The organism is Caulobacter sp. FG121 (genome assembly GCF_057809815.1).
Genome location: NZ_JBMDKR010000004.1, coordinates 298,438 through 310,892 on the forward strand (window position 1 = coordinate 298,438; position 12,455 = coordinate 310,892).

Consider the following 12,455-nt stretch of genomic DNA (forward strand, 5'->3'; position numbering starts at 1 on the left):
CCGCCGCGTCGTGCAAGTGAACGAACCGCTCTGTCAGCGCAAGGAGGCGCAGCGTCTTGGCCCTTTCCCGAGAGACGATGACCGCCATCGCGGTGACCCGCTTCGGTCTCGGCGCGCGACCCGGCGAACTGGCGAGTGTGGCCGCCGACCCGCCGGGCTGGCTGCACAGCCAGATCCGTCCGGCGGAGGGCGCCGACCAGCCCCAGGCCAATCCGGAAACCGCCGTGACGCGCCTGCTGGCCTTCCGCGAGTACCGCGAGGATCGGGCGATGGCTCGGAAGGACGGCGACGCCGAGACCCGGGACCCGGTACGGATCGCCGCGCGCATGCTGCGAGAAGGCACGGCGGTCGACTTTCTCGCCCGCGCCAGGCTGGCGGCCACGACGCCGGCCGGGTTCCGTGAGCGCTGGGCTTTGTTCTGGGCCAATCACTTCACCGTCTCGGCCGTGAAGCTGGTCACGGCGACGGTCGTCGGGCCTTTCGAGCAGGAGGCCATCCGGCCGCGGGTGTTCGGTCGCTTCGAGGATCTGCTAATCGCCTCCACGGCCCACCAGGCCATGCTGCTCTATCTCGACCAGGCGCAGTCCGTGGGCCCTGACAGCCCGGCCGGCCAGTACCTCAAGCGCCGGCCGATGCCGGGCATCCGGGGCGGGATCAATGAAAACCTGGCCCGCGAGATCCTGGAACTGCACACCGTCGGCGTCGACGCCGGCTACAGCCAGGAGGATGTCACCGAATTCGCCAAGGCCCTGACCGGCTGGAGTGTCGGTGGTCAGCGCGAGGTCCTGGCCCAGCAGGGCGCGTTCGTGTTCAGACTGAACGCCCACCAGCCCGGATCGCGAACGATCATGGGCAAGACCTACCGGTCCGCTGGGCTCGAACAGGCCGAAGCGGTGCTGAAGGACCTCGCGGTTCACCCGGCCACCGCCCGGCACGTCTGCACGAAGATCGCTCGCCACTTCGTCGCCGATGATCCACCGCCTTCGCTGGTGGCGAAACTGGAAGCCGCCTGGATCGCCTCGGGCGGCCACCTGACCCGCGTCGCCGAAGCGCTGATCATCGCGCCGGAGGCCTGGGACCCGACTCCGCGCAAGTTCAAGACGCCCTACGAGTTCCTGATCTCCAGCTGGCGCGCCATCGGAGGTCAACCGGGCGCCATTGAACACCTGGCCCCGCCCCTGAAGGCCATGGGGCAGCAGGCCTTCTCGCCGCCCTCCCCCAAGGGCTGGCCCGAGGATGCCATGACCTGGGTCGCGCCGGACGCGATCATCAAGCGGATGACCTGGTCGGAAGGGTTCTCGGCCATTGTCGCCGCCGATCTCGACCCCAACGCCATCGCCGCCGGAGCGCTTGGCGCGCGATTGAGCGACCCCGTTCGCAAGGCCGTGGCCCGGGCCGAGTCGCGCCAGGAAGCCCTGTCGATCCTGCTGATGAGCCCGGAGTTCCAGCGCCGATGACCCGCCTCCCTCTCTCCCGCCGCCATCTGCTCGCCGCCGCCGGCGGTCTGGGTCTCTCCGTGGGCTTCATGGGTCGCGCCGCCTTCGCGGACGACGCCGTCGGCCGGAAGAAGCTCATCACCATCGTCGCGCGGGGCGGTATGGACGGTCTGTCGGTCTCACCGCCCGTCGGCGACCCTGATTACGCCGGTCTGCGCGGCCGGATCGCCATCCCGGCGAGCGCCGCGCTGAAACTCGACTCGACCTTCAGCCTCCATCCCGCGCTGTCGGGGGTCCATGCCCTGGCGATGAAGGGTCAGGCCCGCATCGCGCCGGCGATCGCCAGCCCTGATCGCGCAAGGTCGCATTTCGAGGCGCAGGACGTGCTCGAGAGCGGCGGGACGGTCGTCTACGGCACGGCGTCGGGCTTCCTCAACCGAGCCCTCACCGCGGCCGGCGGTCGCAAGATCGAGGCCTTGTCCGTGGGCGCCACCGCGCCGCTGATCCTGCGCGGACCGGTCCAGACCGCTTCATGGTCTCCGGGCCCCGTCGGCCAGGGCAGCCCACGACTGCCCGGCATCCTGGCCGACCTCTACGCCGGCGATCCGCTCCTCGCTCCGGCGCTGGCCAGCGGACTCGCGACCGAAGCCATGGCCGTAACGGCGCAGGGCGACATGTCGTCGATGACGCCCGCCCCCGCTGGCGAGGCCACCGGCGGCGTGGCCGGGTTTGTCCGCCAGGGGCAGGCCGTGGCGAAGACGCTCGGCAAGGCGGTCGCCGGCTTCATGACCCAGGCGAACGGCCCGCAGGTCGTGGCCATCAGCGTCGATGGCTGGGACACGCACGCCAACCAGGGCGCCGCCGAGGGACAGCTCGCCACCCGACTGCTGTACCTCGACGCCCTGATCAGCGGACTGAAGGAAGGTCTCGGCGAGTCCTGGAAGGACACCGTCGTGGTCGTGGCCACCGAGTTCGGCCGGACGGCCCGGATCAACGGCACCAGCGGCACCGACCACGGCACCGGCTCGACCGCGCTGGTCCTCGGCGGCGCGCTAAAGCCGGGCGGGATCATCGGTGACTGGCCGACACTGCGTGGCGACGCCCTGTTCGAGAACCGCGACACCCGGCCGACGCTGGACATGCGCGGTCTGTTCAAGGGCGTGCTGGCCGACCATCTGGGCGTGGACCGTACGGCGCTGGACTCCGTCGTGTTCCCGGACAGCGTGGGGGTGCGGCCGGTGGCGGGACTGGTCTAGGCCGGAACCACGTCGAAGGCGCAGGTCAGGCGCGTCTGGTCCCCGCTGAACGGGACCGTGCCGTGCCACATGTAGGACGGGAACAGCACCAGCATCCCTGGCTCAGGCCTGACCCAGTGCTCGGCCTGTAGGGCCGGCCGGGTCGGAACGCCGGGCTCGCCGAAGCCGATCCAGCCCTCCCGGCCCTTCTGCACGGCGTCGGGCAACTGGATGTAGCCCGCCGACGACAGCCAGCCATTGGGATGCAGATGCGGAATGTGGTGGCCGCCCGGACGGAGGCGCACCGACCACGATCCGTTCAGCCGGAATCCCCCCGTCGCACGCGACCGCAGGGGATCACGCCCCTTGCCGAGGTCGGTGATGTACCGGCTGATCGGCGACCGGATCGCCTCGAAAAAGGCCCGGATCGCCGGGTCGGTCGCGTGATCGAGGCTCTGGGTCGTCTGACTGCCCTGCCGAAGGGACTGACCGATCGGGTGGGCCTTCAGGCCGTGCATGCCGTCCAGCGCCCGGGCCAGGTCGGCCAGCCAGGCCTCCAGTGTGGGCCAGCCCTCAGGCGTATCGAGACGATACGGCTTAACGAACGCGTCGTAGTCGTAGAGCTGGTGGTAGCGTGGATCGCCGGCCAGGCGCCAGGCGACGGCGAGCAGCGCCAGTCCCTGCTGATTGCCCGGCCGAAGGGCGAGCATGGCTTCGGCATGGCGGACGGCCTCATCAGCGCGGCCGACGGCGAGATTGGCTTCCGCGGCAACAGCCCGGATAGCCGGGTCCTCTGGTGCGGCCGAAACCGCCCGGTCAGCATGGATCAGGGCGCGCTCAGGATCGAGCCGGATACAGACCTGCGACGCCGTGAGCTCAAGAATGGCATCTGGGGGCTCGTGGCCCTGCACTGGCGACAGCGCGGCATAGCCGGCTGACGGATCGCCCGCGTTCTCGAGCACCTTGGCTTTCAGCACCAGGAGCGATCCGTCGTAGGGCCGCACCGCAAGCGATCGGTCCAGCGCCGCCATCGCGGCCCCGGCGTCCTCCGTGCGTCGCCAGACCAGTTGCGCGAGGTCCCGATGGACGATCGGGTGATGCGGCTCCAGCGTCAGCGCCTCGCGAAGCGCTGCTTCCGCCTCGTCGAAACGATGAAGGCCCTCCAGCGCCCCGCCCAGCGCGCGCAGGGTCTCAAGCGAACGATATCCCCCCGCCAGCGCCCGTCGCGCGGCCGCCTCGGCCTCATCGTAGCGTTCGGCTTGCAGCAGCACGCCGGCCAGCTGGGTCTCGAAGGCCGGCTCCGCGCCCGGACCACCAAGGCTCTTCCGGATCAGGGCGGCGGCTTCATCATACCGCCCGAGCACACGCAGGGCCTCGGCGTGGGCGTTCAGCGCGGCAGGGGCGCCGCCGGCGACGGTCAGGGGCGTGATGACCCGGATCGCCTCCTCCGCCCGTCCCCGGCTCGCGAGCAACCGGGTGAGCAGCTCGGCCGCCGGCAGGAAACGGCGATCCAGCGCAAGGGCGGCGCGGAGCGCCTTTTCCGCCTCGGCCTCCCGGCCCGCGCCCAGCAGCACATCGGCCAGCTCGGCATGGATCACCGGCTGCTTCTTGTCGATCGAGAGGGCGGCCCGAAGTTCCCGCTCGGCGCCGGCGGCGTCGCCGAGCCGCCAGAGCGCGTGGCCGAGCAGTCGGCGCGCGCCGACATGCCGGGGTTCCGCCCGCAGGACCCGCGTCGCGAGGTCGGCTGCCTCTCCGGTCCGGCCCATGCTCATCAGGCCGGCGGCGGCGTCGAGGGCCTGGGCGGTCGTCGGCGTCACAGCGGCTCCGGGACGATGTCGAAGGCGATGGTCATGCGGGTCTCGTCGGTCGTGAAGGCCTGGGTGCCATGCCACATGTAGGACGGGAACAGGGCCAGCAGGCCGGGTTCGGGACGCACGGCGTGATTGGCCTCAAGGGCCGGAACGGTGGCGAAACCGGGCTTGTTGAAGGTCAGCCAGCCCTGCCGGTCGCCGGCGTCGACGGCCGTTGTCGGCGTCTCGACATAGAAGGCCGACGACAGCCAGCCCTCCGGGTGGATGTGGTTCACGTGATAACCGTGGGGCCGAAGTCTGACCGACCAGGCGCCCTTTATCCGGTGGCGCCCGGTGATGCGCGCCCGGACAGGATCGTCGCCCTCCCCCAGCCAGGCGATGTGGTCTGCGATCACGCGGTCGACCGACCGGAAGAAGGCCTGGATCACCGGATCACCGGACGCCAGCACGCCCTGGGCCTGGCTCCCGCCGCGCAGGGACTGTTGCAGCGGATGGGCCGTCAGGCCGTGCAGGGCGTGGGCAGAGCGGCGCAGGTCCGTCAGGAAGGCCTCGCGGCTGGTCCAGCCGTCTGGCGTCGGCAGGTGGTGGGCGCGGACGAAGCGGTCCGGTGCGATCAGGCTGTCGGCGCGGGCGTCACCCTGCAGCCGCCAGGCCGTCGAGCGCAGCATCAGGGCCATCTGGTCGAACGGCGCGCCGACGAGCAGCTGGTCGGCGATGCGCCCCGCCTCCGCCGCCTCCCCGGCCGCCAGACAGGCCTGGCCGTAGACCTCGAGCGCCGGCCTAAGGCCCGGCGAAGCAGCCAGAAGCGCACGCGCTATGGTCAAGGCCTCCGCCCCTTGCCCGGCCTCGATCCGTAAGGCGGCCAGATCGAGCAGCAGGGCGGGATGGCTCTGGCGCGCCGCAGCCGCCTCCAGCGTGGCGATGGCCGCCGGCAGGTCGCCGGCGAACTGCAGCACCGTCGCCCGGGTGCGGGTCAGGGCGACGTCGCCTGGCGCCCGAGCCAGAGCCGCGTCGAGTCCGGACAGCGCACGAGCCACATCGCCCGTACGCATCCAGACCAGCTGGGCCAGATCGCGGTGGGCGGCGGGGTGAAGGGGCTCACGGGCCAGGACCTTTCCAAAACGGTCCTCGGCCTCATCGAAGCGCTGCAGCAGCGTCATCGCGCGGGCCAGCACCAGATCGACCTCGGGACGGTCCAGCCCCCGGCGGATCGCCTCACCCATAGCGCGCTCGGCGTCGGCGGCCCGCCCCAGATCACCGAGCGTGGCGGCGTAGTTGTACCAGCCGATGCGGTCGTCGGGCGCGAGCTCCGTCACCCGGCGATAGACCGGCAGGGCGTCCGCGCCGCGTCCCACGGCGTTGAGCGCCGCAGCGTGGGCCGACAGCAGGGCCGTCGGCGAGTCGGCCAACGCCGCCAGCGGCGTCGTCAGCACCAGCGCCTCGGCCGGCCGTCCCGCGCCGGCCAGCGCCCGCGCGGTGCGGGCGACTTCCAGCGCGTCGCTCATCGCTTCTTGCCGCCCTTGCTGACCGTGCCGCTCTTGCTGACCGGGCTGCTCTTGCGCGCGAAAGGCTCGGGATCGGCCTCGTGCTCGTCGAAGCCGAAGCGGGCAAAGCCCTCCTTCATTTCCTTGCTCAGCGGAGCCTCGATGGCCAGCAGCCCCTGCGAGGGGTGAGGAATGACCAGCCGGCGGGCATGCAGCTGCAGCTGCAGGCCCTCGGACAGGGCGTTGCTCTTCTCGTCGCCGTACTTGGGGTCGCCGAGGATCGGGTGGCCCATGGCCTTCATGTGCGCGCGCAGCTGGTGGGTGCGCCCGGTGTGAGGACGCAGGGCCATCCAGGAGACCCGCGGACCGGCCCGGCTGATGGTGACAAACTCGGTCTCGGCCGCCTCGGCCTTGGGGTCCTTGGGATCGACCGGCACGACCATCTCGCGGTCGTTGATGCCCTTCTTGGCGAGGGGCACGTCGATGATGCCCTCGGTCGGGTGCGGCGTGCCGACGACCAGCGCCCAGTAGGTCTTCTGCGCCTTGTGACGCGCGAAGGCGCCGGACAGGCGGGCGGCGGCGGCGGGCGTCTTGCCGAGCACCAGCACCCCGGAGGTGTCACGGTCGAGCCGGTGAACCAGCCGCGGGCGTTCCAGCCCTTCGCCCCAGGCCGACAGCAGGCGGTCGACGTGCTGGCTGGTCTTGGTGCCGCCCTGGACGGCGAGGCCGGCCGGCTTGTTGAGCACCAGCACCTCCTCGTCCTCGTAGAGCACCAGGGAGCGGGCGTATTTGGCGTCGCGGTCCGACAAGGCCAGTCTCTCGCCGGGCTCCGGCGCGTCGGGCAGCGGCGGAACACGCACCTGCGAGCCGGCCTGCAGGCGCGTGTCGGCCTTGGCGCGCGAGCCGTCCACGCGGATCTGGCCGGACCGGGCCAGCCGCTGGATCTGCACCTGCGTCAGGTGCGGCCAGCGCCGGCGGAACCAGCGATCCAGGCGCACGCCGTCCTCGCCGGCCTCGGCGGGATCCACGAACAGGGTCTTCACTTCACGGGCGGTCATGCGGCGGTCAGCTTTCGCGCCAGCATCAGGCCGGCGAACAGGGCGGCGACGGACAGCACGACCGAAAGGGTCGCATAGCCGAACGCCTGGGGCGTCTGGCGACGCTCGATCATCAGGGCGACCTCGAGGGAGAAGGCCGAAAAGGTCGTGAAGCCGCCGAGCACGCCCACGCCAAGGAGGACGCGCCAGCGCTCCTGATCGGCGCCGGCGCGCTGGGCCAGTATGCCGACGAGCAGGCCCATAGCCAGCCCACCGACGACGTTGACGGCCAGGGTTCCATACGGCCAGCCGCTGCCGAGGGCGCGGGTCATGCCCACGCCGGTCAGATAGCGCATCACGGCGCCGGTTGCGCCGCCGGCGGCGACGAGGAAGAGCTTGTCCATAAACGCCTTATGCGACGACCGGCCGCGACACGCAAAGCCGCCGCCGCAACCCGCTGTTAAGCGGGTCCGGCTCAATATGGGCAATATCCCTTCACGGCCCGCGAGCCCCCATGAGCCAACCGCCTGTCGATCGCCTGAACGCCTCCGATGTCGCCGCCCTTCTGGAGCGGTTCGGCGGTCATGACCTGATGGGCCGCGGCGCGGTCAATATCATCAGCCTCGCGGCCATCCGGGACCGCAGCGGCGACCGCTGGCCGCGCAAACGGCCGGACGTCTGGGCCTATGTCGAGCGCCGGCTGGCAGAGCATCTGACCTTCCAGGATCTGGCGCAGCGCGTCGGCGAAACCGACTACCTCATCGCCATGACCAGCGAAGAGGGCGTGGCCGCCCAGGCCGTGGCGCTCAAGGTTCTGGAGGAGGTGCTGATGCATTTCCTCGGAGCAGCGGAGCCGCGGGACATGTCGGTCCGGGCGGTCACCGAACTCATCAACGGCGAAGTCCTTTGCGCGCCGCTGGATCCGGTGTTCATCCTGGAAGCCCGGGCCAGCGTGAGCGCCGCGCCGTCAACACCCGTTGACCGGCCGGATGTCGACCCTGCCGAGCTGCGCAAGCGCAATCCCTTCAGCTTCCAGTCCGCGGTCGGCCTGTCCCTGCGGATCGACTTCGCGGTCGAGGATCTCCGCAGCCTGAAGCACGGCGTCACCGCCGCGTTCCGGATCGAGCCGACGGTCACGGAGGTCGCGACCGGACGGGTGATTCCCTCAAGGGCTTTCGCCAGACTGTCTGACGCGGACCTGATGACGATCGATCAGGCCACGCTTGATTTCGCGACCCTGTACCTTCCGAGGGTCGACGGTCCGAACCAGCCGGCGCTGATCGTCCCCGTGTCGTTCCGCACCATGGCCGCCAGCAAGGGGCGCGGGGCCCTGATCCGCTGCAGCGGCGCCATTCCCGGTCGGGTCAAAGCCAGCGTGATGATCGAGCTGGTCGACATCGACAAGGGCGCGCCGCTGGCGCGTCTGATCGAGGTGGTCTCGCTGCTCAAGGGAATTTGCCGGGGCGTCTTCGCCCGCGTGCAGCCGGCGCGGGACGCCATGGCTCCGCTGCACGGCGCGCGGTTCATGGGGGTGACGCTGGATGCCGCCGACCTCCCCGGCGGCGACGCCCGCATCGCCAGCCAGATCCTCGAATTCGGCCGCCAGGCCCGGGGCATGGCGCCGTCGCTGGTGGTTCACGGACTGCCGTCCGACGGCTTCTTCGCGGTGGCCGAGACGGCGGGCCTGACCCATGCGGCCTTGCGAGCCCCTGTGGCCGCGCAGGAACGCCAGCCGGCCGCCTAGAAACCCCTGAGCCCAAGCCCTTCCACAAGTCGCTGGAAGTCTTCCGGCGGCGGCGCCTCGATCGTCATCGTCTCCCCGTCCGGGTGCGGGAAGGTCAGCTTGACCGCGTGCAGCATCAGCCGGGGGACCGGCAGCCCGCCGGCCATCAGGGCGCCGCCGTAGCGAGCGTCACCGATGATCGGCCGGCCCAGGCTGGCCATGTGGACGCGCAGCTGATGCATGCGGCCAGTCTCGGGGCTCAGCTCCATCAGCGCCGCCTCGGGCGTGGCCGCGAGCGTGCGGTAGCGGGTCTTCGCGGTCTCCGCGTCCGGGTGGTCGGGGGCGGAAATGCGCATATAGGCCTCGCGGCCGATGCTTTCGCGGCGCAGCGGACTGTCGATCACCCCGCCCTTCGGCGAGGGCGCGCCGGGCACCACGATGGCCAGGTAGGTTTTGCGAAAACGCTTCGCGATCATGGCCTTGCCGAGAAAACTTGCGGCAGGCTGGGTTCGGGCGGTGAGGATCACGCCGGAGGTGTCACGGTCCAGCCGGTGCACCAGACGTGGCCGCGATCCGCCCGGCCGGGCGAAGGCCCAGGTCAACTCGTCCAGCGTGTTCGCGTTGATCCGCCCACCCTGGCTCGAAAGGCCCGCAGGCTTGTTCAGGGCGATGATGTGCGCGTCTTCGGCGATGACGATGCCGCGGATGAAGGCGATCTCCTCAGGCGTGAGGGTGATCGCCTTTTCGTGGGCTTTGATCTTCTTGGGAGGGCGGGGACTCACGGTTGTTCTTCTCCCAGGGGGAGAGGGCGTCATGCGCCGCCGCCCTTCTTCGCCCGCATCCCGGCCCAGCGCTCCAGCCGCTCCCGCACCTTCGCCTCGTGGCCCTCGCCTTTCGGCTTGTAGAACTGGCGCCGGTCCATGCCGTCCGGGAAGTAGTTCTGGCCGGAGAACCCCTCCTCCGTGTCCGGGTCGTAGGCGTAGCCGGCGCCGTAGCCGAGATCCTTCATCAGGCGGGTCGGGGCATTGAGGAGATGGCTGGGCGGAGCCAGCGAACCGGTCTCGCGCGCGGCCTTCCGCGCTGCGCCGAAGGCCTTGTAGACGGCCACCGACTTGGGCGCGCAAGCCATGTGCACGCAGGCCTGGGCCAGAGCCAGTTCGCCCTCGGGGCTGCCGAGGAAGTCGTAGGTGTCCTTGGCGGCATTGCAGAGCAGCAGGCTCATCGGGTCGGCCGCGCCGATATCCTCGCTGGCCATGCGGGTCAGGCGCCGGGCGATGAACAGCGGGTCCTCGCCGCCCTCAAGCATTCGCGCCAGCCAGTAGAGGGCCGCGTCCGGATCGCTGCCGCGCACACTCTTATGCAGGGCGCTGATGAGGTTGTAGTGCTCCTCGCGGTCCTTGTCGTAGGCCGGGCTGCGCTTCTGCAACACCTGGCCCAGCTCCGCCGGTGTCAGGGGCCTGGGCGAGCCGATGGCCAGCAGGGTCTCGGCCAGCGTCAGCAGGTAGCGGCCGTCGCCATCGGCCATGGCGATCATCGCTTCGCGCGCGGCCGGCTCCAGCGGCAGGGTCAGACCGGTCTCAGCCTCCGCCCGCTGCAGCAGTTGCTCCATGGCCGCTTCGTCGAGCCGGCGCAGGACATAGACCTGACAGCGCGACAGCAGGGCGCCGTTGAGCTCGAAGCTGGGGTTCTCGGTGGTTGCCCCGACGAGGGTGATGGTCCCCTCCTCCACGAACGGCAGGAAACCGTCCTGCTGGGCGCGGTTGAAGCGATGGATCTCGTCGACGAACAGCAGGGTCGACTGGCCGACGGCGCGACGCATCTTCGCCTGCTCGAAGGCCTTCTTCAGATCGGCGACGCCGGAGAAGACGGCGCTGATCTGCTGGAACTCATAGCCGGCGGCCTTGGCGAGCAGCCGGGCGATGGTGGTCTTGCCGGTGCCGGGCGGACCCCAGAGGATCATCGAGCCCAGCCGGTTGCCGGCGATCATCCGACGGATCGGCCCACCCTCGCCGAGCAGGTGATCCTGACCGACGACCTCCTCCAGCACATGCGGCCGCAGCCGCTCGGCGAGCGGCGCTGGGGCATGGGGAGTCAGGCCGGCGGCCTCGAACAGGTCGGACATGGGAGGTGGTGTAGCATTGCTGCGCCCCGATTTGCCAAACCCCGTCATGGCCCGGCTTGTCCGGGCCACCCAAGAACACCGGCGGGCGGAAGCGACGCACGGAAATGGCCGTGCTTGACCTGCGAGCTCACTGCGCTTGGGTGGCCCGGACAAGCCGGGCCATGACGGTAGTTTGTTGGTCCCCTACGTCCGGAACGCCGCCGTAATGATCTGGCCGCCGCGCTGGATGGTCACGCGCCAGACCTTGCCGCCGGAGTTGATCGCGGCGTTGAGGTCACCCATCGAGGCGATGGCGCGGCCGTTGATTTCGCGGACCATGTCGCCCGGCTTGAGGCCGGCCTGCTGGGCGAAGCCCTGGGCCACGCGGGTGACCACCACCCCGCCGCCCTTGCCGGCGAACGGGTCGACGCCGATTTCGTCGGCGATGGCCGGCGACAGGTTGGCCACAGTCGCGCCCTGGAAGGGGTTGCTGCCCGAGATGGTCCGCTCGTCGCCGCGCCCGCCGGGCGCGGGTTCAGCGCGGACCGTCAGGCTGCGCTCGGCATTGTCGCGGAGGATCTTCACCGGCACCGTCTCGCCGGGCCGGCGCGAGCCGAACTGGTAGGTGGCGCCGCCTTCGTCGTTCACGGCTTCCCCGCCGACGTCGAGAATCACGTCGCCGACCTTGAGGCCCGCGCGCTGGGCCGGGCCGCCCGGCCAGACGTCTGTGACCACCACGCCGCGGGGGCCTGGAAGGCCGAGACTGCGGGCGACGTCGGGCGTCACGGCCTGGGTGCGCGCGCCCAGCCAGGGCCGGATCACCATATGCTCGCCGCCGAGCGCCGCCGTGATCACCTGACGGGCCATCGCCGCCGGAATGGCGAAGCCCACGCCCGAGGACGTGCCCGAGCGCGACAGAATGGCCGTATTCACGCCGATCAGGTCACCATCCATGTCGACAAGCGGTCCGCCGCTGTTCCCCGGGTTGATGGCCGCGTCGGTCTGCAGGAAGAAACCGTAGTCGGTGATGCCGACGTTGGACCGGGCCGTCGCCGAGACAATGCCGTTGGTGACCGTCTGGCCGACCCCGAACGGGTTGCCGATCGCCAGGACCAGGTCGCCGACCTCCAGCTCTTCCTGGTCGTCGATCGCGATGACCGGCAGGCGTTCGCCGCCGGTGTCGATCTTCAGCACCGCCAGGTCGGACCGGGGGTCAGCCAGAAGCACCTTGGCCGGAAACTCCCGCCGGTCCGCCAGCTGGACCATGATCTCGTCCGCGCCGTCGATGTTGTGGTTGTTGGTCAGGATCACGCCGTCGGCGCGCACGATGGCGCCCGAGCCCAGCGACTGGGCGACGCGCGCGGCCGGCGCGGCTCCGCCCGTGAACATGTCCCAGAAGGGATCGACCCTTTGACGGACGACGCGCCGGCTCGAGACGTTGACCACCGCTGGAGCGGCCCGTTTCACTACCGGGGCGAAGGACGTCTTCATGCCCTCGACGCTGGAAGGCGGCGCCTTGGTCGGCTGTGCCAGGCCGGCGTCCTGGGCCTGGGATTTCGGCGCCGGCCCGGAGCAGGCGGCCAGCAGCACCAGGGTCGGGAGGATCAGTCGTGTCGCGCGCATAAGGT

Annotated in this window: 10 protein-coding genes; 3 read left to right on the forward strand and 7 right to left on the reverse strand. The window is 70.6% G+C overall.

Going from position 1 to position 12,455, the window contains the following annotated elements; all coding sequences use genetic code 11:
* The first annotated feature begins 56 nt into the window (after positions 1-56).
* Complete coding sequence (locus tag ACODSL_RS13035; RefSeq protein ID WP_488901125.1) at positions 57-1,457, forward strand: DUF1800 domain-containing protein; 1,401 nt, start codon at positions 57-59, stop codon at positions 1,455-1,457.
* Positions 1,454-2,692, forward strand: a complete 1,239-nt coding sequence (locus tag ACODSL_RS13040; protein ID WP_488901126.1) for a DUF1501 domain-containing protein — start codon at positions 1,454-1,456, stop codon at positions 2,690-2,692. Before ACODSL_RS13035 ends, ACODSL_RS13040 begins: the two co-directional genes overlap by 4 nt.
* On the opposite strand, the gene ACODSL_RS13045 is transcribed toward ACODSL_RS13040, so the two are convergent.
* From ACODSL_RS13045 to crcB, 4 genes are read right to left on the reverse strand one after another with little or no spacing between them, the layout of a single operon-like run.
* Positions 2,689-4,488, reverse strand: coding sequence for a tetratricopeptide repeat protein (locus tag ACODSL_RS13045; protein ID WP_488901127.1), 1,800 nt, complete (start codon positions 4,486-4,488; stop codon positions 2,689-2,691). The two genes, ACODSL_RS13040 and ACODSL_RS13045, sit on opposite strands and share 4 nt — an antisense overlap.
* Positions 4,485-5,987, reverse strand: coding sequence for a putative 2OG-Fe(II) oxygenase (locus ACODSL_RS13050; RefSeq protein ID WP_488901128.1), 1,503 nt, complete (start codon positions 5,985-5,987; stop codon positions 4,485-4,487). The genes ACODSL_RS13045 and ACODSL_RS13050 overlap by 4 nt, the downstream gene beginning before the upstream one ends.
* Entirely contained in the window at positions 5,984-7,024 is a 1,041-nt protein-coding gene (locus ACODSL_RS13055) for an RluA family pseudouridine synthase (protein ID WP_488901129.1), read from the reverse strand. Before ACODSL_RS13055 ends, ACODSL_RS13050 begins: the two co-directional genes overlap by 4 nt.
* Positions 7,021-7,407: a fluoride efflux transporter CrcB gene (gene crcB / locus ACODSL_RS13060; RefSeq protein WP_488901130.1), complete on the reverse strand. Its 387-nt coding sequence runs from the start codon at positions 7,405-7,407 to the stop codon at positions 7,021-7,023. The genes ACODSL_RS13055 and crcB overlap by 4 nt, the downstream gene beginning before the upstream one ends.
* Positions 7,408-7,517: 110 nt before the next feature.
* On the opposite strand from crcB, the gene ACODSL_RS13065 reads away from it, so the two are divergent.
* Complete coding sequence (locus tag ACODSL_RS13065) at positions 7,518-8,747, forward strand: hypothetical protein (RefSeq protein ID WP_488901131.1); 1,230 nt, start codon at positions 7,518-7,520, stop codon at positions 8,745-8,747.
* Here ACODSL_RS13065 and ACODSL_RS13070 read toward each other — a convergent pair.
* The 3 genes from ACODSL_RS13070 to ACODSL_RS13080 all read right to left on the reverse strand — a co-directional run bounded on the left by ACODSL_RS13070 (position 8,744) and on the right by ACODSL_RS13080 (position 12,450).
* Entirely contained in the window at positions 8,744-9,541 is a 798-nt protein-coding gene (locus ACODSL_RS13070) for an RluA family pseudouridine synthase (protein WP_488901132.1), read from the reverse strand. The genes ACODSL_RS13065 and ACODSL_RS13070 overlap by 4 nt on opposite strands.
* Positions 9,538-10,848 carry a replication-associated recombination protein A gene (locus tag ACODSL_RS13075; RefSeq protein WP_488901133.1) on the reverse strand — a complete coding sequence of 437 codons (1,311 nt, stop codon included), beginning with the start codon at positions 10,846-10,848 and terminating at the stop codon, positions 9,538-9,540. Before ACODSL_RS13075 ends, ACODSL_RS13070 begins: the two co-directional genes overlap by 4 nt.
* Positions 10,849-11,031: 183 nt before the next feature.
* The gene (locus tag ACODSL_RS13080; RefSeq protein WP_488901134.1) at positions 11,032-12,450 is read right to left on the reverse strand and encodes a Do family serine endopeptidase; all 1,419 of its coding nucleotides are present in this window, start codon (positions 12,448-12,450) and stop codon (positions 11,032-11,034) included.
* Positions 12,451-12,455: the final 5 nt, after the last annotated feature.